The 22916-nt window shown below is 67.4% G+C and carries 22 protein-coding genes; 13 read left to right on the forward strand and 9 right to left on the reverse strand.

Translation table 11 applies throughout. The annotated features are described in order from the left end of the window. Positions 1–430: 430 nt before the first annotated feature. Positions 431–2644 carry a glycosyltransferase family 2 protein gene (locus QO033_RS18690; protein ID WP_284482484.1) on the forward strand — a complete coding sequence of 738 codons (2214 nt, stop codon included), beginning with the start codon at positions 431–433 and terminating at the stop codon, positions 2642–2644. Between the two features lie 8 nt (positions 2645–2652). On the opposite strand, the gene tgt is transcribed toward QO033_RS18690, so the two are convergent. Continuing rightward, positions 2653–3783 carry a tRNA guanosine(34) transglycosylase Tgt gene (gene tgt / locus QO033_RS18695; protein WP_284482485.1) on the reverse strand — a complete coding sequence of 377 codons (1131 nt, stop codon included), beginning with the start codon at positions 3781–3783 and terminating at the stop codon, positions 2653–2655. A gap of 143 nt (positions 3784–3926) precedes the next feature. On the opposite strand from tgt, the gene QO033_RS18700 reads away from it, so the two are divergent. The 6 genes from QO033_RS18700 (at position 3927) to QO033_RS18725 (ending at position 9047) form a co-directional block, all read left to right on the forward strand. Further along, complete coding sequence (locus QO033_RS18700; protein WP_284482486.1) at positions 3927–5114, forward strand: MFS transporter; 1188 nt, start codon at positions 3927–3929, stop codon at positions 5112–5114. Positions 5115–5240: 126 nt separating this feature from the next. After that, positions 5241–6644: a 30S ribosomal protein S6--L-glutamate ligase gene (gene rimK / locus QO033_RS18705; RefSeq protein ID WP_284482487.1), complete on the forward strand. Its 1404-nt coding sequence runs from the start codon at positions 5241–5243 to the stop codon at positions 6642–6644. A gap of 74 nt (positions 6645–6718) precedes the next feature. Beyond that, the gene (locus tag QO033_RS18710; RefSeq protein WP_284482488.1) at positions 6719–7609 is read left to right on the forward strand and encodes an SPFH domain-containing protein; all 891 of its coding nucleotides are present in this window, start codon (positions 6719–6721) and stop codon (positions 7607–7609) included. Further along, the gene (locus tag QO033_RS18715; protein WP_284482489.1) at positions 7609–7884 is read left to right on the forward strand and encodes a hypothetical protein; all 276 of its coding nucleotides are present in this window, start codon (positions 7609–7611) and stop codon (positions 7882–7884) included. Before QO033_RS18710 ends, QO033_RS18715 begins: the two co-directional genes overlap by 1 nt. Before the next feature lie 92 nt (positions 7885–7976). Continuing rightward, positions 7977–8339, forward strand: a complete 363-nt coding sequence (locus QO033_RS18720) for an SUF system Fe-S cluster assembly protein (protein WP_284482490.1) — start codon at positions 7977–7979, stop codon at positions 8337–8339. Between the two features lie 315 nt (positions 8340–8654). After that, positions 8655–9047 (forward strand): HesB/IscA family protein, encoded by a 393-nt coding sequence (locus tag QO033_RS18725; protein ID WP_284482491.1) that lies wholly within the window; start codon positions 8655–8657, stop codon positions 9045–9047. A gap of 133 nt (positions 9048–9180) precedes the next feature. Here QO033_RS18725 and QO033_RS18730 read toward each other — a convergent pair whose 3' ends face one another. Continuing rightward, a complete protein-coding gene (locus QO033_RS18730; protein WP_284482492.1) occupies positions 9181–10098 on the reverse strand; it encodes an isopenicillin N synthase family dioxygenase in 918 nt (305 codons plus the stop codon). A 92-nt stretch (positions 10099–10190) separates the two neighbouring features. Between QO033_RS18730 and tpiA the strand changes: the two genes are divergently transcribed. The 3 genes from tpiA (at position 10191) to QO033_RS18745 (ending at position 13497) form a co-directional block, all read left to right on the forward strand. Next, positions 10191–10940, forward strand: a complete 750-nt coding sequence (gene tpiA, locus QO033_RS18735; RefSeq protein ID WP_284482493.1) for a triose-phosphate isomerase — start codon at positions 10191–10193, stop codon at positions 10938–10940. A gap of 190 nt (positions 10941–11130) precedes the next feature. After that, complete coding sequence (locus QO033_RS18740; protein WP_284482494.1) at positions 11131–11586, forward strand: Lrp/AsnC family transcriptional regulator; 456 nt, start codon at positions 11131–11133, stop codon at positions 11584–11586. 21 nt (positions 11587–11607) lie between these two features. After that, complete coding sequence (locus tag QO033_RS18745; RefSeq protein WP_284482495.1) at positions 11608–13497, forward strand: cation:proton antiporter domain-containing protein; 1890 nt, start codon at positions 11608–11610, stop codon at positions 13495–13497. 136 nt (positions 13498–13633) lie between these two features. Here QO033_RS18745 and cobT read toward each other — a convergent pair whose 3' ends face one another. Next, entirely contained in the window at positions 13634–14650 is a 1017-nt protein-coding gene (gene cobT / locus QO033_RS18750) for a nicotinate-nucleotide--dimethylbenzimidazole phosphoribosyltransferase (protein ID WP_284482496.1), read from the reverse strand. Between the two features lie 78 nt (positions 14651–14728). On the opposite strand from cobT, the gene cobS reads away from it, so the two are divergent. Beyond that, complete coding sequence (gene cobS, locus QO033_RS18755) at positions 14729–15502, forward strand: adenosylcobinamide-GDP ribazoletransferase (RefSeq protein WP_284482497.1); 774 nt, start codon at positions 14729–14731, stop codon at positions 15500–15502. Positions 15503–15516: 14 nt separating this feature from the next. On the opposite strand, the gene QO033_RS18760 is transcribed toward cobS, so the two are convergent. The 6 genes from QO033_RS18760 to QO033_RS18785 form a co-directional block, all read right to left on the reverse strand. Next, positions 15517–16305, reverse strand: a complete 789-nt coding sequence (locus QO033_RS18760) for a potassium channel family protein (RefSeq protein WP_284482498.1) — start codon at positions 16303–16305, stop codon at positions 15517–15519. A gap of 158 nt (positions 16306–16463) precedes the next feature. Then, on the reverse strand, positions 16464–16973 hold the full coding sequence (locus QO033_RS18765) for a CarD family transcriptional regulator (protein WP_284482499.1): 510 nt from the start codon (positions 16971–16973) through the stop codon (positions 16464–16466). Between the two features lie 277 nt (positions 16974–17250). Then, a complete protein-coding gene (gene fdxA / locus QO033_RS18770) occupies positions 17251–17589 on the reverse strand; it encodes a ferredoxin FdxA (RefSeq protein ID WP_284482500.1) in 339 nt (112 codons plus the stop codon). A 64-nt stretch (positions 17590–17653) separates the two neighbouring features. Then, positions 17654–18031, reverse strand: a complete 378-nt coding sequence (locus QO033_RS18775; RefSeq protein WP_284482501.1) for an RNA-binding S4 domain-containing protein — start codon at positions 18029–18031, stop codon at positions 17654–17656. A 6-nt stretch (positions 18032–18037) separates the two neighbouring features. Further along, positions 18038–20992, reverse strand: coding sequence for a helicase-related protein (locus tag QO033_RS18780; protein ID WP_284482502.1), 2955 nt, complete (start codon positions 20990–20992; stop codon positions 18038–18040). 30 nt (positions 20993–21022) lie between these two features. Then, entirely contained in the window at positions 21023–21604 is a 582-nt protein-coding gene (locus tag QO033_RS18785) for a tetratricopeptide repeat protein (RefSeq protein WP_284482503.1), read from the reverse strand. 70 nt (positions 21605–21674) lie between these two features. Here QO033_RS18785 and QO033_RS18790 point away from each other — a divergent pair, with 70 nt between their 5' ends. Together QO033_RS18790 and QO033_RS18795 are read left to right on the forward strand one after the other, a co-directional pair. After that, positions 21675–21962 (forward strand): SCP2 sterol-binding domain-containing protein, encoded by a 288-nt coding sequence (locus QO033_RS18790; RefSeq protein ID WP_284482504.1) that lies wholly within the window; start codon positions 21675–21677, stop codon positions 21960–21962. Continuing rightward, complete coding sequence (locus QO033_RS18795) at positions 21962–22912, forward strand: alpha/beta hydrolase (RefSeq protein ID WP_284482505.1); 951 nt, start codon at positions 21962–21964, stop codon at positions 22910–22912. The genes QO033_RS18790 and QO033_RS18795 overlap by 1 nt, the downstream gene beginning before the upstream one ends. Positions 22913–22916: the final 4 nt, after the last annotated feature.

Below are 22916 nucleotides of genomic sequence, written 5' to 3' on the forward strand. Positions count from 1 at the left end.
GGGGCGTCGGACAGCATGGCTTGCCCCCGGCGGCGCCGCAAGACGTGAAATCGCGCTTTGCTGTGGAAAACCTGCGGTTCCGGCGCATTTGTGCATACCCCAAACGGGACGGGCAATTTGAAGCCGAAACGCGAAGCGGAGCCAGCAGGGCCGCAGCCGGCGCCGCGCGGCGATCCGTATCGGTTCGCCCCGGCAAACCGATCCAAACTCTATCTTGATTGAGTGGATAGGTTCTTTTTTCTTGCATGGGTTGTGTCGACTCCGCACATTTTGAATTCAATTGTAGTAACCAGTTGGAGTTTCGCCATGGGGTTCTCTGCTCTGCTGATCGCCATCGTTGCCATGGCCGGCCTGGCCTTCACCATCGACGTGGATGACGACGACGAGGCGGTGGAGCCGCCGCCCAGCCTGTGATCCGCCGGGGCGCACCATGACCAGCCTCAGCCTGATCGTCCCCTTCTATGACGAAACCGCCTATCTGCAGAGCGCGCTGAATTCGATCCTCGACCAGCGCATCGACGGGCTGCAGATCATCGTCGTCAACGACAACCCCGACCGGTTCAGCGCCGCAGATCTGGCCCGGTTAGGTGCCCTGCGCAGCCAGGCCGAACTGATCCAGCATCCGCGCAACCTCGGGCTGTCGGCGGCGCGCAACAGCGGGCTCGCCGCCGCCCGCGGCCGCTATATCGGGTTTCTCGACGCCGACGACTATTACACCCTGGGCGGGCTGGCGCGACAGCTGCGGCTGGCCGAGGAGACCGGCGCCGATATCGTGCATGCCCCCACCTATTTCCGCCCCATCGGCAGCGCCCGCACCGAAATCCTGCCCCGCGACCGCAGCTTCTTCTGCGTCCCGAAGACCGCCGCCGGGCTGCAGGCCGCCGAGGAGGCGCAATTCATCACCTCCTCCTGGTCCAGCCTCTATGCCCGCGACTTCCTCACCGCGCAGCGGCTGCGCTTCGACCCGGCGCAGCGCAAGTTCGAAGACCGGCTGTTCGTGCTGCACACCGTCACCCGCGCCCGCCAGATCGCCTTTCTCGGCCGGCCCACCCGGGTGTGGCGCGGCCGGGCCGGGTCGATCTCGGTCACCGCGGCGGACCCGGAGCTGCATCTGCTGCAACTGCAGCTGCTGGAAAAATGCATGGCGCATATGCGGGCCGAATGCGCCGCCGGCACCCTGCCCCCCCGGTTCGAGAAACGCGAGCTGTTCAATACCCTGTCGCGGCTGATCTGGGATCTCGACCTGATCGAGGCGATTACCGAGGCCCGCGATCCCGCCTATGCCGACATGGCCCGCCGCATCCCCGCCCTGCTGGGCGAGGCCAGTTTCGGGCAGTCGATCTTCGAGGATCGCATTCTCGCCCCGATCAGCCGGGTCGGGCAGAAAACCCAGCGCGGCCGCATCACCCGCGCCGCGTTTTTCCAGATTCACCGCGCCCTGCGCGCCGGCGATTTCGCCGCGGCACGGGACCAGATCGCCGGCTGCGCCCTGCCCGTCACCGCGCCCACACCCCGCCCGTCGCGCCGGACGGGCCGGCACGGGCACCCGCGGCTGCTGCTGCACCTCGGCCTGCACAAGACCGGCAGCACCCATATCCAGCATCACCTGCTGCAGCATCGCGCCGCGCTCGCCTGCGCCGGAATTCTGGTGCCCGAGACCGGGTTTCAGCGCCCGGAGGCGCCGCTGCGCCGGGGCGCCACGCCCGGGCATCACGATCTGGTCGCCGCCCTGCGCCGGGGCGATGACGATCTTTGGGACCGGCTCGACCGGGAAATCGCCAGCAGCGGCGCCAGCACCGTGCTGATCTCCTGCGAGAACATGAGCTTTCCGCTCGATGCCGGGCGCAGCAGCCTGATCGCGGCGCTGGCCGAGCGGCTGAAGGGCTTCGCCGAGGTCCGCCTGCTGGCGCTGGCGCGGCGGCCCGACGCCTATGTCGAGGCGCTCTATCGCGAACGGATCGCACTGGGGATCCGGCCCGGCGCCCGCGGCATCGGCGCCTTCCTGGTCGATCACGCCGCCGCGCTGACCGACTGGCCCGGGCTCTTCGCCCCGTTCGAGGCCGGCTTCGGCAGCAGCGTGGCTCTCGGCGATTTCGACGCGATGATCGCCGGCGACGGGCTCTGGCCCGGGTTCGCCGCGCTCGCCGGGCTGCCGGCGGATCTGCCCGCGCTGGACCTGCCGCGCTATGCCGGCCCCGACCGGGAAACCGTGGTGCTGCTGCAGCTGCTCAACACGCTGGTGCCAGATGCGGCGCTGCGTGCCGGGCTGGTGCGCGCCTGGTTCGCGCTGCATCCGGCCACCGGCAGCGATGCCAGCCTGCTGCCGCCCGAGGAACGGCAGGAGCTTTTGGACCTCTGGCAGACCCAGTCGCAAACCTTTGCGGCGGCGCGTGGCTATGCCCCCGATCTCAGCGCCGCGGGCGCCGCGCTCAGCACCGAGCTCTGGGCGCCGCCGCATTCGGTCCCGGCAGACGCGCTCTGCGATCTGATCGACCTGGCCCAGCAGGCGGCGGAGCCGCTGTTTGCGCTACCGCAGCGGACGCCGTCCCCACCGCAACGCAGCGCCCCCCGGGATCTGTCGCTGAAAATCCGCCTGCGGCCCTGGGCGGCCGATCTGGTACGCCGGCTCGGGCTCACCGGCTGAGGCGCACCTCAGAGCGGCGCGATATCGCCCTCGGCCCGTTGGGCGTGGAACTGCGCTTCCCAGGCGTCGAACCGGCCCTCGGCGATGGCGTCGCGCATGCCCTGCATCAGGTCCTGGAAATAATGCAGGTTGTGCCAGGTCAGCAGCATCGAGGAGATGATCTCATGGCTGCGGAACACATGGTGCAGATAGGCGCGGGAATAATTGCGGCAGGCGGGACAGCCGCAAGCCTCGTCCAGCGGGCGCGGATCGTCCTGGTGCCGCGCGTTCTTGATGTTCAGAACGCCGTGGCGGGTGAAGACCTGCCCGGTTCGCCCCGAGCGCGACGGCAACACGCAGTCCATCATGTCGACGCCGCGCTTGACCGCGCCGACGATATCGTCGGGCTTGCCCACCCCCATCAGATAGCGCGGCTTGTCCACCGGCAGCATGTCGGGGGCGTAATCGAGACAGTCGAACATCGCCTCCTGCCCCTCCCCCACCGCGAGGCCGCCGATGGCGTAGCCCTCGAACCCGATCTCCTTCAGCGCCTCGGCGCTCTCGCCGCGCAGGTCCTGTTCCAACCCGCCCTGCTGGATGCCAAAGAGGGCATGGCCGGGCCGATCGCCGAAGGCCGCGCGCGACCGCGCCGCCCAGCGCATCGACAGCCGCATGCTCTGGGCAATCCGGTCACGGTCGGCGGGCAAGGCGGGACATTCGTCGAAACACATCACGATGTCCGAGCCCAGCAGCCGCTGGATTTCCATCGAGCGTTCCGGGCTCAGGTGATGTTTCGAGCCGTCGACATGGGATTTGAAGGTCACGCCTTCTTCCGTCAGCTTGCGCAGGCCGGAGAGGCTCATCACCTGGAACCCGCCCGAGTCGGTGAGGATCGGCTTTTGCCAGTTCATGAACTTGTGCAGGCCGCCCAGCCGGTCGATCCGTTCGGCGGTCGGGCGCAGCATCAGGTGATAGGTATTGCCCAGCAGGATATCGGCGCCGGTCGCCGCCACGCTTTCCGGCATCATCGCCTTGACGGTCGCCGCCGTGCCCACCGGCATGAAGGCGGGGGTACGGATGGCGCCGCGCGGCGTGTCGATCACCCCGGTCCGCGCCTTGCCGTCGGTGGCGTTGAGCTGAAAGGAAAAAGTCTTGGTCATCGTGCCGGCCCCGGGTTGATCGCGCTGGTGATCGCCTTCTGATCGGGCCGGTATTGCGGCAAAGCCGCCGGGCTGACAAGCCCCCGGGCCATCGCGCCGCCCTACCCCTTGCATTCGCCGCCAGTGCCGGTCATGCCAAAGCCATGACCCCAAGCCACCCCCACCGCTCCCCCTGGATTGCCATTTTCGCGCTCTATGCCGCGGGGCTGGGGGCGGCAGGGCAATTCGCCAAGATGGCGGTGATCCTGCCGGAACTGGGGCGTGCCTATCCACAGGCCGGCGCCGCGCTGGGGTTCCTGATCTCGCTAATCAGCCTGATGGGAGTGCTGCTGGGGCTCGTTGCCGGGCTTCTGGTCGCGCGGATCGGGTTTCGCCGCACGCTGCTGTGGGCGCTGCTGATCGGCGCCGCGATTTCGCTGATCGAGACGCTGTTGCCGCCCTTGCCGCTGATGCTGGGGCTGCGGGTGATCGAGGGCAGCACCCACCTGGCGCTGGTGGTGGCGGCGCCGACGCTGATCGCCCAGGTGGCGCCGGACCGGATCCGCCCAGCGGCGCTGACGCTCTGGGGCACCTATTTCAGCGTCGCCTTTGCCGCCACGGCCTTTCTCGGAGTGCCGCTGGCGCGCAGTTTCGGGCCGCAGATCCTGTTTGCCCTGCACGCCGGCTGGATGATCCTGATGGCGCTGGTGCTGCTGCGGCTGCTGCCCGCCGACCGGACCCGGCCCCAGGCCAGCCCGCAGATGGCGCTGTCCCCCGCCGCGCTGCTGCGCCGGCACCTGAGCCTTTACAGCTCGGCCTTCCTGTCGGCACCGGCCTGGGGCTGGCTGTTCTACACGCTGACCTTCGTCGCCATTCTGGCGGTCTGGCCGCCGCTGCTGCCGCCGGCCACCGGTACGCTGACCGCGACGCTGGCGCCGCTGGCGGCGATCACCGCCTCGATGACGCTGGGGGTGACGCTGCTGCGCCACTGGCCGGCGGTGCGGGTGGTAATGCTAGGCTTCGCCCTGGCGCTGGGGCTGGCGCTGATCCTGCCCTTCGCGCCGGAGAACCCCGTGCCGGTCATCGCGCTGTTCGGCGCGCTGGGGCTGGTGCAGGGCGCCAGTTTCGCCGCCATCCCGCAGTTGAACGACACCGTCGGCGACAGGGCGCTGGCCAATGGGGCACTGGCGCAGATGGGCAATCTGGGCAACATGCTGGGCACGCCGCTGATGCTGGGGGTGCTGGCGGTCGGCGGCAAACCGGCGGTGATCGCCGTTCTGGCACTCTGCTACGGGATGGCGCTGATCACCCATCTGGGCCTTGACCGGGCCCGGCGCCGTCTGCAACCCTGAGCCGGACGCCGCCCCGATCACCTCCTCCGCCCGCCGGGACCGCTCCCGCCCCTGCCCGCCCCCCCTTGCGCCGCCGCCGCAAACCGCTAGGGAAGCGCCCGAGTTCAGGACCGCAAAGGCAACACCATGACCGATTCCGCCGCCACGCCCGCGCCGCTGACGTTCGGCTGGGAAGAATGGATCGCCCTGCCCGAACTGGGACTGCCGGCGATCAGCGCCAAGGTCGACACCGGCGCCCGCACCTCTGCCCTGCATGCCTCGGACATCGAGATCTTCGGCCCCTCCTCCACGCCGATGGTGCGCTTTACCGTGCATCCGATTCCCGGCCGCGACGATCAGGCGATCGCCTGTTCCGCCCAGGTCACCGACCGGCGCGAAGTGACCTCGTCGAACGGCGAATCCGAACTGCGCTATGTCATCACCACGCCGCTTGAGGTGTCCGGCCAGAGCTGGCCGATCGAAATCACCCTGACCAACCGCGCTGGCATGGCCAGCCGGATGCTGCTGGGCCGGCAAGCACTAACCGATCACATCACCATCGCCCCCACCGAACGGCACCTGCAGCCGGTGCTGAGCTATGACGTCTACCATTCGAAGAAGGTGCGGCAGGAGGCCCCGAATCGCGCCCTGCGCATCGCCGTGCTCAGCCGCGAGGACAATTATTCCACCCGCCGGCTGGTCGAGGCCGGCGCCGCCCGTGGCCATACGGTCGAAGTGATCGACACCACCCGCTGTTACATGGCGATCAACGCGCTGGCGCCCGAGGTCTATTACGACGGCCAGCGGCTGCCGCGCTATGACGCGGTGGTGCCGCGCATCGGCGCCTCGATCACCCAATACGGCACCGCGGTGATCCGCCAGTTCGAAACCATCGGCACCTATTGCGTCAACGGCTCTGCCGGGATCACTGCCAGCCGCGACAAGCTGCATGCGCATCAGGTGCTGGCCCGCCACAAGATCGGCATGCCGATGACCGCCTTCGCCTCCTCGCCCAAGGACACCGGCAACCTGATCGGGCTGGTGGGCGGCGCTCCGCTGATCGTCAAGCTCTTGGAAAGCACTCAGGGCAAGGGCGTGGTGCTGGCCGAGACCAAGAAGGCGGCGGAATCGGTGATCTCCGCCTTTCGCGGGCTGCGCGCCAACTTTCTGGTGCAGCAGTTCGTCAAGGAGGCCGCCGGCGTCGACGTGCGCTGCCTGGTGATCGGCGGCAAGGTGGTGGCGGCGATGAAACGCACCGGGGCGGAGGGCGATTTCCGGTCCAACCTGCATCAGGGCGGTCAGGCCAGCGTCACCCGCATCAGCCGCGAGGAACGCGATGTCGCCGTCCGCGCCGCCCGCGCCTTCGGGCTGAACATGGCCGGCGTCGACCTGTTGCGCAGCAGCGAGGGGCCCAAGGTTCTGGAGGTCAACTCCTCCCCCGGCTTCGAGGGCATCGAACAGGCCACCGGCAAGGATCTGATCGCCCGCCTCTATGACGAGATCGAAAGCCACGTCCGCCCCCGGCCGGTGCCACGTCGGCGCCGGGATTGAGCCTGCCGGCCCCGGCTTGATGCCCCGCCGCGGCAACCCCATATCTTTCAGAGGTTTTTTCAGGGAATGAGTATATGAACGAGGATCTCGCGCTGGACCTTCTGTCGGGCAATATCGTCTATCTCCTGGCGGCCGCCTTTATCGTTCTCGTCATTCTCAAGGGCGTGCGCATCGTGCCCCAGTCTGAGAAACACGTGGTCGAGCGCTTCGGCCGGCTGCGCGCAGTGATGGGGCCGGGCATCAACTTCATCGTCCCCTTCCTCGATGTGGTGAAGCACAAGATTTCCATTCTCGAACGTCAGCTGCCTACCGCCAGCCAGGATGCGATCACCCGCGACAACGTTCTGGTCGAGGTCGAAACCTCGGTCTTCTACCGCATCACAGAACCGGAAAAGACCGTCTACCGGATCCGCGACATCGACGCTGCCATCGCCACCACGGTGGCCGGCATCGTCCGCGCCGAGATCGGCAAGATGGATCTGGACGAGGTGCAGTCGAACCGCGCCCAGTTGATTTCCACCATCAAGGCCTCGGTCGCCGATGCGGTCGATGACTGGGGGATCGAGGTGACCCGCGCCGAAATCCTCGACGTCAACCTGGATCAGGCGACGCGGGACGCCATGCTGCAGCAGCTCAACGCCGAACGCGCCCGCCGCGCCCAGGTGACCGAGGCCGAGGGCCGCAAGCGCTCGGTCGAGCTGCAGGCCGATGCCGAGCTCTATGCCGCCGAACAGACCGCCAAGGCCCGCCGCATCCAGGCCGAGGCCGAAGCCTATGCCACCGAGGTGGTCGCCAAGGCGATCCGCGACAATGGCATCGAGGCGGCGCAATATCAGGTGGCGCTGAAACAGGTTGAGGCGCTGAACGCCCTCGGCAACGGCAGCGGCAAGCAGACCATCGTGGTCCCCGCCCAGGCGCTCGAGGCCTTCGGCGATGCCTTCAAGCTGCTGAAAGGACGGTCGTGATGATCCTTTGGGCGCTATGGTGGGTGTGGATGGCGGCGGCGCTGCTCCTCGCCATTCTGGAAATTCTGGTGCCGGGTTTCATCTTTCTCGGCTTCGCGCTGGGGGCGCTGGCGGTGGGGCTTCTGCTGGTGGCGGTCGATGTGGTGTTCTCGCTGGCGCCCCTGCTGCTGATCTTCGCGCTGTCGTCGCTGGTGGCCTGGCTGGTCCTGCGGCGGCTGTTTGCCCTGCCTGGCGGCGGCCAGACCCGGATCATCGACAAGGACATCAACGACTGAGCCCGACGCATCGGCCGCCGACCGGACACCCCCTCTGGACGGGCCGCCATGGTTTTCCTATATAATCGCTCAGGATACAGACCGAGGCCCGAATGACCAATGTGACAGAACCGCTGGAAGGGGCGCCCCTGATCGCGCCCTCCACCGTGGACCACCCGCTCTACGATCAGATCGTGGATGCCTGCCGCACCGTCTATGATCCGGAGATCCCGGTCAATATCTTCGAACTCGGCCTGATCTACACCGTCGAGATCAGCCCCGAGAACGAGGTGAAGATCATCATGACCCTCACCGCCCCGGGCTGCCCGGTGGCCGGCGATATGCCCGGATGGGTGGCCGATGCGGTCGAGGCGGTGGCCGGCGTCAAGCAGGTCGAGGTCGAGCTGACCTGGAACCCGCCCTGGGGCATGGAAATGATGTCGGACGAGGCCCGGCTGGAACTGGGCTTCATGTGACGCCCCGCCGGGGCCGATCGCTTATCCACAGAAAACCCGCCCCTGTCGCAAAACCTTGACGCCGCCGTTACAGCCTTGTCGACGTTGCGTTACATTGCCGCCCGAGGCTCCGCCCCGGGTCCGCCGACAGGCGCGCCCGATGCCCCCCGGGGCCCGCGCGCGGCTCAGTCCCCCCGGCACCGCGGCACCGCCCCCGACAGGGCCGCCCTGCCCCGGGCGGCCCTTTTTCATCTCCCCGCTTTCGCCCCCGCACCGGTTCCCGGGGGGTTGAGCCCGCCGCTCCGCGGCCCTAGATTAATGATGAAGGAGAAACCCATGTTTGGCATTCCCGGCAAGCAGGCCGTCACCATGACCCCCCGCGCCGCGGCGCAGATCGCGAAGCTGATGGAAAAGGGCGGCCACGCCGGCCTGCGCATCGGCGTCAAGAAAGGCGGCTGTGCCGGCATGGAATACACCATGGACTATGTCGACGAGGCCAGCGCCCATGACGAGGTGGTGGAACAGGACGGCGCCCGGGTGCTGATCGCCCCGATGGCGCAGATGTTCCTCTTCGGCACCGAGATCGATTATGAGGTCAGCCTGCTGGAATCGGGTTTCAAGTTCAACAACCCGAATGTGGCCGAGGCCTGCGGCTGCGGCGAGTCGATCAAATTCAAGGACGCCGCCGACCCCGCGCCCGAGACCGCGGACGGCATTCCCCGGCTCTGACCGCCCTGGCGCCGCGCCCTCTGCCGCGAAAACAGGCAGGTGGCGCCGCACCTCTCCCTTTTTCTGGCCCGAAATATCCCGGGGGGATCGCCGCAGGCGATGGGGCCAACGCCCCCTCCTCCACCGGCTGCGCTCACCCCGCCCCGTGCTGCAGATGCACATAGGTCTCGCGGAACCGCCGCGTCAGATGATCGCCGGCACGGATTTCACCTGTCGCGCCCGGCGTCGCCACATTGGCGTCATGGGCCGGGTTGAAGAACAGCGGCACCGAAATCCGCTCCTCCGGGCCGCCGATCACCCTATGCTCGGTCGCCTTGATGCGGCCGCCGCTCCAGAGCTCCAGCATCTCGCCGAAATTGATCACGAAGCGCCCCGGCCCGGCGGTGACGGGCGCCCATTCGCCATCGGGCATCCGCACCTCCAGCCCCGGCGTGCCATCCGCCGCCAGCAGGGTCAGGCAGCCGTAATCGGTATGGGCGGCGATGCCGAAATCCTTCTCACCCGCCCAGTCCGGCCGCGGCGGATAATAATTGCCGCGCAACAGCGCCATCGGTGGATCGAAGGCCGCGTCGAAGGCTGTCTCCGCCTCTCCCAGCGCCAGTGAAATCGCCCGCAGCAGATCCATCGCCACCGCCAGCGCGTCGCAGTAATAGGCGCGGATAGTGTCGCCGAAATCCGGCAGATCCTCTGGCCAGAGGTTGGGGGCATAGACCGACAGGCCACGCGCCTGCAGCGGATGATCCGCCGGCAGCTCGTAGCCGCAGTCGAAGACCTGCTTGAAATCCGGGTTGGCCTGCGGATCCACCTGCTCCGATCCCGGTCGCCCCCAGCCCCGGTTCGATCCGGTGCGCGCCATGTCCACCGCGGCCTTGCGCGCGTCGGGCAGGCGGAAAAACGCCCGATAGGCGGCGATGGTCCCGGCCACCCGCTCCGCATCGAGCGCGGTGTTCGAAACCGTCAGAAAGCCCACCTCCGTCACCGCCCGGGCCAGCCGCGCCATTTCCCGCGAGTCCCGCGATTTCAGCTTTTCCATATCCAGATCGGCAATCATCCCCGCTCTCCCCGTCCGGCGCCGGTTGCGCAATTGTCTCACCCTGCGACCGATGCTACGAGAGGTCCAGAGCAACAAACAAGGGGGCGGACATGCGGCGCAAACTGGCGGCAGGAAACTGGAAAATGAACGGCACCGGCGCCGCGCTGACCGAGCTGAGCGCGCTGATCGCCGCCGATCCCGCCCCGAAGTCGGAGATTCTGATCTGCCCGCCCGCGCCGCTGATTCACCGCGCCGCCGAGATCGCCAGCGAGACCTGCGTCCGGATCGGCGGGCAGGATTGCCATGCCGCCCATGCCGGGGCCCATACCGGCGACGTCAGCGCGGAGATGCTGCTCGATGCCGGGGCGGCCTATGTCATCCTCGGTCACTCCGAACGCCGCAGCGATTATGCCGAAAGCGATGCGCTGGTCCGCGACAAAACCGAGGCCGCCATCGGCGCCGGACTGACCGCCATCGTCTGCGTCGGCGAGACGCTGGATCAGCGCGAAGGCGGGGCCACGCTGGACATCATAGCCGGCCAGCTGGCCGGATCGGTGCCCGCCGGGATCACCGGCGACACGCTGGTGATCGCCTATGAACCGGTCTGGGCGATCGGCACCGGCCTCGTGCCCAGCCTCGGCCAGATCGGCGAAGTTCATGATTTCATGCGCGAAAAGCTTGAGGCCCGGTTCGGCGCCGAGACCGGAAATGCGATCCGGCTGCTCTATGGCGGTTCGGTCAAGGGCAGCAACGCGGCAGAGATCTTCTCGGTCTCCAATGTCGATGGTGCGCTGGTCGGCGGCGCCAGCCTGTCGGCGCAGGATTTCCTGCCGATCATCTCGGCGCTCGACGCCGCCTGATCCCCCCGGCGGGCGCGGCCCTTTCGCCACCGCCCAGCAAACCAGCGGTTTCATCGGCAGATCGGCACCGCACCGCCGATCTGTCACCGCCCTCGACCTTTCCACCGGCTTTGCGCGTTTTTTCGCGGGAATGCGATTTGACATGCGGGATTCGCGCATTACGCTCTGCGTGAACAGGGAAACACCGCATATGCTGGATGAAACCGATACGCGGCTGCTGGCCGCGCTGCAAAAGGATGCGCATCTGACCGCGCAGGAGCTGGGCGAGCTTCTGAACCTCTCTCCCAGCCAGGCCGGCCGCCGCCGTCAGCGACTGGAGGCGGAGGGCTATATCGTCGGCTATGCCGCCCGGCTCGACCCGGTCAAGCTGGGGCTGCATGTCCAGGGGTTTGTCCAGGTGCTGCTGGGCACCCATGGCCAGGAGCAGGCGGCGAGCTTCGCCCGGCTGGTGCGCTCGCGCCCCGAGATCATCAGTGTCTGGACCATGACCGGCGAGGCCGATTACCTGCTCAGGGTCTATTGCGCGGATCTGCCGGCGCTGAACCGGCTGCTGCATGACATCATCCTGCCCCACCCCTCGGTTGCCCGGGTCCAGAGCCAGATCGTGATGGATCAGCTCAAACCCGACGCGCCGCTGCCCACCTGACCCCGGAAAGGAACGGTCGTTTTGGAAAGCTTTCTCTACCAGGCCACGATCTATCTGGCCGCCGCCGTGATCGCGGTGCCCTTCGCCGCGCGCATGGGGCTGGGATCGGTGCTGGGCTATCTCGCCGCCGGGCTGGTGATCGGACCGGTGCTGGGCCTGGTGGGGTCGGAAACCCAGGATCTGCAGCATTTCGCCGAATTCGGCGTGGTGATGATGCTGTTCCTGATCGGGCTGGAACTGGACCCCAGGGCGCTCTGGGACATGCGGCACCGGCTGATCGGGCTGGGCGGGCTGCAGATCATCTTCTCCACCCTGGCGCTGATGGGCGCGGCGATGGCTGCCGGTGAAAGCTGGGAGGTCGGACTGGCACTGGGGATGGCGCTGTCGCTCTCCTCCACCGCCATCGTGCTGCAGACACTGTCGGAAAAGGGGCTGATGCAGACCGGCGGCGGCCGCTCGATGTTCTCGGTGCTGCTGACCCAGGATATCGCGGTGATCCCGATCCTGGCCTTCCTGCCGCTGCTGGCGGTGGCACCGCCGGGCGTCCTGATCGGTGAGGACGGCTCGATCCAGCGCACCGCCGGGGCGGCGGAGCACGGCGGCGGCCATGGCGGCACGCTGTCGCTGGTCGAAGGGCTGCCGGGCTGGGCGGTGACGCTGGTCACCATCGCCGCGGTGGGGTTCGTCATCCTCGCCGGCGTCTATCTGACCCGGCCGGTGTTCCGCTATATCCACCTGGCACGGCTGCGCGAGATGTATACGGCCCTGGCGCTCGGCATCGTGGTGGGGATCTCCTTCCTGATGACGCTGGTCGGCCTGTCGCCGGCGCTCGGCGCCTTTCTGGCCGGGGTGGTGCTGGCCAACAGCGAATTCCGGCACGAGCTGGAAAGCGATCTGGAGCCCTTCAAGGGGCTGCTGCTGGGATTGTTCTTCATCACCGTCGGCGCCGGCATCAACTATCAGGCGTTTCTGGCCGAGCCGCTCGACCTGATCGGCCTGGCGCTGCTGGTGATCCTGGCCAAGGGGATCGTGCTCTATTTCGTCGGCCGCGCCTTCAAGCTGCGCGGCCGCAACCTGTGGCTGTTCACCCTCGGGCTGGCGCAGGCCGGCGAATTCGGCTTCGTGCTGCTGGCCTTCTCCACCCAGCTGAACGTGATCCCCTCCGACCTTTCGGAAAAGCTGTTGCTGGTGGTGGCGCTGACCATGCTGATCACGCCGTTGCTCTTCATCCTCTACGATCAGCTGTCGAAACGGCTGAAGGAGGCGACCGGCCCGGCGGAAGAGGCCGACGAGGTCGACGAGGAAGGCCCGGTGATCATCGCCGGCATCGGCCGTTTCGGCCAGATCGTCAACCGGCTGGTGCGCGCCAGCGGCTTCAAGACCATCGTGCTGGATCACGACATGGAGACGATCCAGCTGATGCGCCGGTTCGGGGTGAAGGGGTTTCTGGGCGATCCCACCCGGCCGGAGCTGCTGAAGGCGGCGGGGCTGGCCAAGGCGCGGATCCTGGTGGTGGCGCTCGACGATCCGGAAAGCTCGACCAAGCTGGTGGCCTATGCCCGGCGCGAACGGCCCGATCTGCATATCATCGTGCGCGCCCACGACCGCCACCATGTGTTCGAGCTCTATAACGCCGGCGCCAACGACATCGTCCGCGAGATGTTCGACAGCTCGCTGCGCGCGGGCCGCTATGTGCTGGAGAACATCGGGCTCAGCGAATACGAGGCGGCGCAGGCCGAACAGACCTTCTATGCGCATGACCGCTACTCGGTGCGGGAGCTGGCCAAGCTGTGGCAGCCCGGCGTCTCGCCGCGCGATAACGCGGCCTATATCCAGCGGGCGCAGGAGCTGGAGAAGGAGCTGGAATCGGCACTGCTGGCACTGGGGGAAGACGAGCGCAAATCGGCCTGACCGAGACGGCCGGAGGCGGCCGTCGGACAGGCGGGGCTCTGCCCCAGGGCGCGCGATGCGCGCACCCTTCCCCGGGATATTTGCAGCCAGAAAAAGACCTGAGAGGGGCGCGCCGAGACGGCGGCGCCCCTGCCGCTCAGCCCTCTGACACGCCGGCCTCGGCAAAGGTGGCCATATCGGAATGGCAGGCCAGCGCGCCCTTGATCAGCGGGATCGCCAGCGCCGCGCCGGAGCCCTCGCCCAGCCGCAGCCCGAGCTGCAGCAGCGGCGCCTTGTCCAGCGCCGCCAGCAGCCGTGCATGTCCCGGTTCGGCGCTGGAATGGCCGGCAATGGTGTGATCGAGCGCGCCGGGCACGGTCTTTTCCAGACAGGCAGCACCGGCGCAGCAGATAAAGCCGTCGAGGAGCACCGGGATACGCAGCTGGCGCGCCGCGGCGATGGCCCCGGCCATGGCGGCGATCTCCCGACCGCCGAGCCGGGCCAGCGCGTCGAGACCGTCACCGATCTGCGGCGCGTGCAGCGCCACCGCCTCGGCCACCACCCGGGTCTTGTTGGCAAGCCCGGCGTCATCGAGCCCGGTGCCGCGCCCGGTCCAGTCCGCCGCCGTGCCGCCGAAAAGCGCCAGGCTGAGCGCCGCCGCCGCGGTGGTATTGCCGATCCCCATCTCGCCCACCACCAGAAGATCGGTGGCAGGATCGACCGCCTGCCAGCCGCAGGTCAGTGCCTGGAGCAATTCCGCCTCGGTCATTGCCGGACCTTGGGTGAAATCGGCGGTCGGACGGTCGAGCTCCAGCGCGATCACATCCATCCGGGCGCCGGCCGCCCCGGCCAGTTGGTTGACCGCGGCGCCGCCGGCCTGGAAATTCGCCACCATCTGAACCGTCACATCGGCCGGGAAGGCAGAGATGCCCTGCGCCACCACCCCATGGTTGCCGGCGAAGACGATCACCTGCGGCGCCGTCAGACGCGGCCGCGGATCGGCGCGCCAGCCGGCGTACCAGATCGCGATCTCCTCGAGCCGGCCAAGCGCCCCGGGGGGCTTGGTCAACTGGCCGTTCCGCTCCGCGGCCGCGCTGCGGGCGGCCGCGTCCGGCGCCGGCGCTGCGGCCAGCAGGTGGCGAAAGCTGTCGAGGTCTTGAAAATCTGCAAGCATGGCTCAGTCTCGTTGCATCGGGTCCTGCCCCGGTGTTTAACCCCCACACCCTGCACCTCAACCCCGGAAAGGGCGACGATGCGAAAAACCGATGGGCCTTGGCGCTGGCTGCTGGATTGCGGCGTGGCGCTGGTGCTGCTGACGCGGCTGCCGCTGCCGGCGCTGCCGCAGCAGGCTTTCGCACGTCAGGCGCAGGCGGTCTGGGCGTTTCCGCTGGCCGGGCTGGCGACCGGGCTGCCGGCGGTGGCGGCCGGCGCCGCGGCGCTGGCGATCGGCCTGCCGGCCCCGGTGGCGGCGGGGCTGGTTCTGGCGCTCCAGGTGATCCTGAGCGGCGGCATGCACGAGGACGGCCTGGCCGACAGTGCCGACGGGCTCTGGGGCGGGCTGACGCGGGAGCGGCGGCTGGAAATCATGAAGGACAGCCGCATCGGCAGCTATGGCGTGCTGGCGCTGGTCCTCGGCCTGGGGCTGCGCTGGTCGGCGCTGAGCGCCCTGATTGGCGCCGGCGCCTGGGGCGCGATCCTGGCGACTGCGCTTCTGTCCCGCGCGATGATGCCGGCGCTGATGGCGGCGCTGCCGCCAGCGCGGGCGGGTGGGCTGTCCCGCTCTGTCGGGCGGCCGCGCCCGGCGCCGGCGCTGGTGGCGCTGCTTCTGGCGCTGGCACTGGGGCTCGGGCTGGTCGGCGGGCCGGTCTGGGCCGCGCTCCTCGCCGCCGGGATCGTCGCCTGGGGCTGCGCCGCACTGGCCCGGGCCAAGATCGGCGGCCAGACCGGCGATATCCTGGGGGCGACCCAGCAGCTGACGGAGATCGCCGCGCTTCTGGCCTTCTGCACCCGGATCGGCCCCGCCTGATCCGCCTCTCCGCCCTAATCCGCCCCTTCGGTGGGGATGTTCAGCAGATGGCCGCAGTGCTTGCAGTGCACCGCGTCGGGATCGTGCCGCAGCAACCCGCAATCGGGACAGGTGAACCGCACCTTCTGCGGCTGGAACAGCGCCCGCGCCAGATTGACGAAGAGCGCGACGCCGAAGACCATCACGAAGATCGAGAACAGCTTGCCCCCCGTGGTCGCCAGCGTGATATCGCCGAAGCCGGTAGTTGTCAGGGTCGCCACGGTGAAATAGAGCGCATCGACATAGGCCCCCGGCCCCGGTGTGCGGTCGAAGAACAGCACATAGGCCAGCGAGGCAGTGGTGAAGAGAAATACCACCAGGTTGACGGCGGCGATCACCGCATCCTCACGCAGGCGAAAGAACCGGCTGTCGCGGCGCAGATCGCCCAGCAGATGATAGGAATGGATCAGCCGCAGCCCCCGCAGGATGCGCAGGAAGGCCAGGCTGTGGGTCAGGAAGGGATCGAGGATCAGCACCACGATCACCACCAGATCGGCCAGCGTGTACAGCCGGGTGAGCAGATGCCAGCGATCGCGGGCGAGCCACAGACGGATCGCGAAATCCGACAGGATCGCCACCCCGAAAACCGAGCTGACCAGATGCACCGCGACCGAGCTGGAAAAGGGCGCGGTGACGATGAAATAGAGGATGCTGACCGCATCGAAGACGATCAGTCCGTAGCGAAACCGCGCCGATTGGCGGGTCGTACCGTTGTAAAGGGCGTCGAGACGGGATTTCAGGCTGGACTTCAGACTGGCGGGCATGACATGCGGCGGGCTGTTTCGGACTGGAAGGCCCAGTCAACCGCAAAGCGGCCCGGCGCCGCAAGGCCCAAAGCCCCCTTGCAGATGCAAAACGCGCCCCGAAGGGCGCGCCTTGGTGGTCCGCATCGCGGCCACGGCAAAGATAGGTCGCGATCGCCTCAGGCGGCGCGCGACATCAGCACGTCGTCGACCTGCTTGGCGGCGGACACCTCGTCGCCGCCGGACACGGCAGCGACTTCACGGGTCAGACGTTCCAGCGCCGCCTCGTAGAGCTGACGCTCGGAGTAGCTCTGTTCGCGCTGATCATCGGTGCGATGCAGGTCGCGCACGACCTCGGCGATGGAAATCAGATCGCCCGAGTTGATCTTCTGTTCGTATTCCTGCGCCCGGCGGGACCACATGGCGCGTTTGACCTTGGCCTTGCCCTTCAGGGTTTTCATGGCCTGGTCGATCACGTCGGGCGAGCTGAGCGAACGCATGCCCACTTCGGTGGCCTTGTTGGTCGGCACCCGCAGGGTCATCTTGTCCTTTTCGAAAGAAATCACGAACAGTTCCAGAGTGAGGCCGGCAACCTCCTGCTCCTCGATCGACACGATCTGGCCGACACCGTGGGCCGGGTATACAACATAGTCGTTCGGGCGGAATTCGAGTTTCTTGGACTTGGTCATTCAGGTCTTTCCTTGTTATCCAGGATCGTTCAGGCGACAAAAACACAGCGGCGGGTCAGACAATGTGCCCCGTCAAGCTGCGTTCCACGACGATTTAGCGTACCCTGATGGCGTTGTTCACAGGGGATCCTGGCGTTCATACCTACTGAGCGCCCTATATAACATAAAATCACCCACTCTGGAAGAGGGCGCAGAGAAACATCCGGAAAACCGGCCTGATCTCAAGGGCTTAGCCTGTATAATCGAGGGCCCCGAAAGGCAGGACCGCTCGAATCACTCAGTTCCCCTCGCCCGGCGCCTCAGAGAAGTACTTGTCGCGCTTGCCGGTCTCGCCATCGCGTTCCTCGGCCTCGGGCAGCGGGTCCTTGCGGGCGATGATCACCGGCCACATCTCGGAATACTTGCGGTTGAACTCGACCCAGTCTTCCATATCCGGCTCGGTGTCCGGGCGGATGGCATCCGCCGGGCATTCCGGTTCGCAAACGCCGCAGTCGATACATTCGTCCGGATGAATGACCAGCATGTTCTCCCCCTCGTAGAAGCAATCCACGGGGCAGACCTCGACACAGTCGGTGTATTTGCAGGCGATGCAGTTGTCGGTCACAACATAGGTCATGGGCAGAAATCCGTCTGAACGTTCGGCCCACTAGCTAGAACAGCGGGCGCTGTACTTCAAGGCGTCAATCGGTTCCGGGGCGCAAGGAAAGATCAAGTGCCCGCCGTTCGCGCTTTCCCGGACGCCCCTTTCCCTCATATCCGGGATTGGGCGGGCTATCGTCCCGGTTATCCTCAAGTTCGGTGTAAAGCGTTTGCGCCTCGCTGGCAGGGCCGCGCCGCAGGCCCAGCGCCTCGACCCGCACCACCCGGACGCGGCGCGGCTGCACCAGCGTCAGCACGTCGCCGGGGCCGATGGCCTGGGCGGGTTTCGCCGCCCGGGTGCCGTTGATACGGATATGGCCGGCGGTGACTTGGGCGGCGGCCACGCTGCGGGTCTTGCAGAACCGCGCGTGAACCAGCCATTTGTCCAGCCGCAGGCGCAGGGCGGGAGCCTCGCTCATCCGCCCCTACTTGCCGGTTTTCAGCCCCATCAGCGCGGCGGCGAAGGGGTTGTCGGGGTCGATCGCCTTTTCCTTCTTCGGCGGGCGGGCGGTATAGGTCTTGCCACCCTGCGCCGGCCGGTCGCCCTTGGGCTTGCCGCCCTGGGGTTTCTTGCCGCGCGGCTTGCCCTGCCCCCGGGGCCGGTCGCCTACCGGCGCACCGGCAGCAGCGGGTTTTCCCCGCCCCTGCGGACGCCCGCCGCGGGCCGGCTTGCGGGCCCAGGTGAAGGTGTAGAAGACTTCCATCTCCGGCGCCTCATCGACGGCGGTCTCCGCTTCGGGGGCGTCGGTGGCATCTGCCGCAACCGCCTCCTCGACCGGGGCGCTTTCCTCGGCTGCGGGCTCGGCCGACACCTCGGCCTCCGCGACGGGGGCTTCCACCGGCGTCTCGGCGACAGCATCCGCCGCTTCTGCCGGGGTCTCGGTCCCTGCCTCCGCAGCGGTCTCGGCAGGCGCTTCCGCCTCCTCTGCCCCGGCATCGGTCGCGGCGCCACTGTCGTCCGAAGCGGTGGCCGCCGGCGTCTCGACCGGCTTGACCTTGACCCGCTCGCCCTTCTCGGCGCGATAGCCAAGCCCTTCCATCAGGCCGGCGAACTGTTCCAGCGTCATGCCGGTGATCGACAGCATGTCGGGCGTCGCCTCGAAGCCCGCACGGCTGTCCTGCGCGCGCAGCAGATCGGCCAGACGTTCCAGCATGTCGATGCGGATCGCCCGCTCACCGGCATTGCGATAGCCGCACATGGTGTCATAACCCTGCGGCGCGTCGGTGGCGACCGGCACCGTCACCAGACCCGGCGGCGGCGCGGCGGGGAAATCGTCGAGCCCCTGCGCCAGCGACCACAGCAGCAGACGCAGACGGGTCGGCGCCGGCTTCAGCAACAGCGGCATGAAGATGGTGAACTGGCCGAAACGGATGCCATGCTTGCGCAGCGCGCCCCGGGCCTCCTGATCCAGCGCCTTGACGTCATCGGCGACGCTGGCGCGCGGCAGAAGCCCCAGCGACTCGACCATCTGGAAGGCAAAGCCACGGGCCAGACCACTCAGCGTCTCGTCGCGCTGCAGGTTCATCAGCGGCTCGAACAGGGCGGCGATCTTGCGGTCGATGAAATGCTGCAGGCGGCGTTCCACCTTCTGCGCCACATCGGCACCGGCGGCATCATCGACAAAGACCTCGATCCGCGGCTTCAGCGGATCGGACCCCGCCACCAGCTTGCCGACGGCGCTGTCGCCCCACATCAGCCCGCCCTGATCGGTATAGTCGATCTCGGTATCCGGTGCGTTGTAGAACCGGTCCGCCCGCAGATGGAAATGCGGCGCCAGCGCCTGCAGCGCCGCCGACTTGATCGTCTTGGCCTCCGCCCCTGCGGCGCCACCCGACGCAGCCTTGTCCGGAGAAAACCGGAACCCTTCCAGCCGACCGACGAATTCGCCCTCGACGGTCACCTCACCCTTGTCGTTCACTTCGGCCAAAAGGGCCTCCTTCTGCTTGAGCCGGCGCAACAGCACACTCGTGCGCCGGTCCACAAATCTCTGCGTCAGACGGTCGTGCAATGCGTCAGACACCCTGTCTTCTACAGCGCGCGTCTCTCCACGCCAATGGCTTTCATCATGCACCCAGCCGCTGCGTTGGGCGACATAGGTCCATGTGCGTATAAACGCCAATCTTTTACTTAATGTGTCGATATCGCCGTCGGTACGATCGATCCGGCGGATCTGACGCGCCATGAAATCGTCGGGAATCGCCCCGCGTTCATGCAGGTGGTTGAAGATCACCTCCAGAAGCCCGGCGTGTTCGGCATGGCTGATGCCGCGAAAATCGGGGATCCGGCAGACGTCCCACAGCAATCGCACGCTGCGCCCGTCGCTGGCCCGGGCCGCCACCTCCGGCACCTGGGCCAGGCTTTTCAGCGCGCCCAGGTCGTCGGCCTCGCGGGCGCGGACCAGCCCCTCGTCCTTCGGGCTTTCCTCCAGCGAGTGGATCAGCCGGTCGATGGAGCCGAACTGCAGCGCCGCGTTGCGCCAGTTGAGTTTCTTCAGCGGCGTGAAGCGATGCTCCATGATCGCCTCGGCCACCCCCTCGTCCAGTGGTCGGGCATCGCCGGTCACCCCGAAGGTGCCGTTCGACATGCCGCGCCCGGCGCGCCCGGCGATCTGCGCCAGCTCATTCGGCTGCAAGGGCCGCATCCGCCGGCCGTCAAACTTGGAAAGCGATGAAAAAGCAACATGATCGACGTCGAGGTTCAACCCCATACCGATGGCATCGGTGGCGACCAGATAATCGACCTCGCCACTTTGATAAAGCGCCACCTGGGCATTGCGGGTGCGCGGCGACAAGGCCCCCATCACCACCGCCGCGCCGCCCTTCTGACGGCGGATCAGCTCGGCGATCGCATATACATTATCAACAGAAAACCCGACAATCGCACTGCGTGCCGGCATTCTGCTTATCTTTTTCGAACCTGTGTAGACAAGCTGGCTCATCCGCTCGCGGCGCATGAACTGCACCCCCGGAACCAGCGCCGCGATCGGCCCGCGCATGGTGTCGGAGCCCAGAAACAGCGTCTCTTGCAGGCCCCGGGCGCGCAGCAGCCGGTCGGTGAAGACATGGCCGCGCTCGGGATCGGCACAGAGCTGGATTTCGTCGATCGCCACGAAGTCGGCGCCCATGCCCTCGGGCATCGCCTCGACGGTGCAGACCCAGTACTGGGTGCGCGGCGGCACGATCCGCTCCTCGCCGGTGACCAGCCCCACCACCGAGGGCCCCCGCGCCGCGACGATGCGATCATAGACCTCGCGCGCCAGCAGCCGCAGCGGCAGGCCGATCACCCCGGTCCGGTGGCCCAGCATGCGTTCAATGGCGTAATGCGTCTTGCCGGTATTGGTCGGGCCCAGAACGGCCACGACACGGGATTCGCTGCTCACCAATTCCCCCTCGGCCCCGGTCCCGCAGGATCAGAGCGCCTTGCCTTCGATTTCCGGCTTCAGCCGGTCCATCGCCTTGGTGACCTCCTCGTGGTGGGGATTCAAGGCCCGCGCGCGGGAATAGGCTTCATAAGCCAGTTTCGGATCGCCAAAGGCCTCAAGCAGGGAACCGAGACCGAAGATCGCATCGTAATTGTTCGGGTTGAGCGACAGCGCATGTTCCAGATCGGCGAAGGACGGACCGAAAAGCCCGGCCTGATAATACGCCGTCGCCCGCATATACCAGCCCTCGGCGAAATCCGGCGCATGGTCGGTCAGCGCGGTCAGATGTTCGATCGCCACGCCAATCTCGCCCCGCTCCAGCGCCTCGCGGCCGCGTTTGAGCAGCAGATCCATCGCCGCCGACCCGCTCTTGTTCCAGAGCGCCTGCAGCTGCCGGTCGAGCCGCTGCGCCTCCTCCGGGCCGGCCTCGGCCAGCGCGTCGAGCAACGCGCTCTCATCGGTCAGATCCGCCGATCCCTGGTCAGCGCGCGCCACAGGCGACAGCGAAATCGCCGCGCAAACCGCGATTGCCGTCACGATACCTTTGAGATTGTGGCGTTTCATGCTCATAACAGACATCAATGTAACGCGGCGCGCGCCGAATACCAGAGGCCCGCCAAGAGAGAGCGAGACAACAGCCATGAGCGATTTTCTGGAACAGGCCGTTTCCGAACTGAATGACAAGCTTGAGGGCGGTTTCGACGGCTCCGCCAAGCTGGCAGTGACCGATCTGGGCGCCATCATGCTGGACGCCAGCGGCGCCCGCATCGCCGACGAAGAGGCCGACGTCACCCTGAGTGCCGATTCGGAAACCCTGCAGGCCATCGTCACCGGCGAACTGAACCCGACCTCGGCCTTCATGACCGGCAAGCTCAGCGTCGACGGCGACATGGGCATGGCGATGAAACTGGCCGCGCTGCTGGCCTGATGAGCTATCCGGCGGCCCCTCTGTTCACGGATGTGGCGGAGGCCCCCGACGGCGGGGCCGCCCATTGGCTGACCGCGTCCGACGGCGTCAGGATTCGCATTGGCCACTGGCGCCCCTCGACCGGCGCCCGCGGCACCGTGCTGCTGTTCCCCGGCCGCACCGAATATGTCGAGAAATACGGCCCCGCCGCCGGCGATCTGGCGGCGCGCGGCCTTGCCACCCTGGCCATCGACTGGCGTGGCCAGGGGCTGGCCGACCGGCTGCAACAGGATCCGCGCCCCGGCCATATCGGCCATTTCGCGGATTACCAGAAGGATGTCGCTGCCGCGCTCGAGTCCGCCATCGCGCTGGATTTGCCGCAACCCTTCTTTCTGGTCGCCCATTCGATGGGCGGATGCATCGGGTTGCGCGCCCTGACCGAGGGGCTGCCGGTGGCCGCTGCCGCCTTCACCGGCCCGATGTGGGATATCGACCTGTCGCCGCCGAAACGGCTGCTGGCCCGCTGGGTGACCTCGCTCGGGCTGGCCCTGGGTCAGGGAAACCGGCTGATGCTGTCGACCCGGCCAGACAATTACGTGCTCTATCAGCCCTTCGACGACAACGCGTTGACCACCGATCCGGAGATGTATCGCTTCATGCAGCGGCAGCTGCAGGAGCATCCCGATCTCGGGCTCGGCGGCCCCAGCATGCGCTGGCTGAACGAGGCGCTGCAGGAAACCACCGACCTGGCCCGTCAACCGGCCCCCGATCTGCCCTGTCTTACCTTTCTCGGCACCGCCGAATCCATCGTCTCGGCCCGGGCGATCCGGACCCGGATGGCCGGCTGGCCCCGTGGCCGGCTGGAGATGGTCGAGGGCGCCCGCCACGAGGTGATGATGGAAGGCCCGGCCACCCGCGCCCGTGCCTTCGACCAGATGGCGGCGTTCTTCTCCGAGGCCGCCGGCGCCTGATCAT

Source organism: Pseudodonghicola flavimaris, from assembly GCF_030164425.1.
Taxonomy (GTDB): Bacteria; Pseudomonadota; Alphaproteobacteria; order Rhodobacterales; family Rhodobacteraceae; genus Pseudodonghicola; species Pseudodonghicola flavimaris.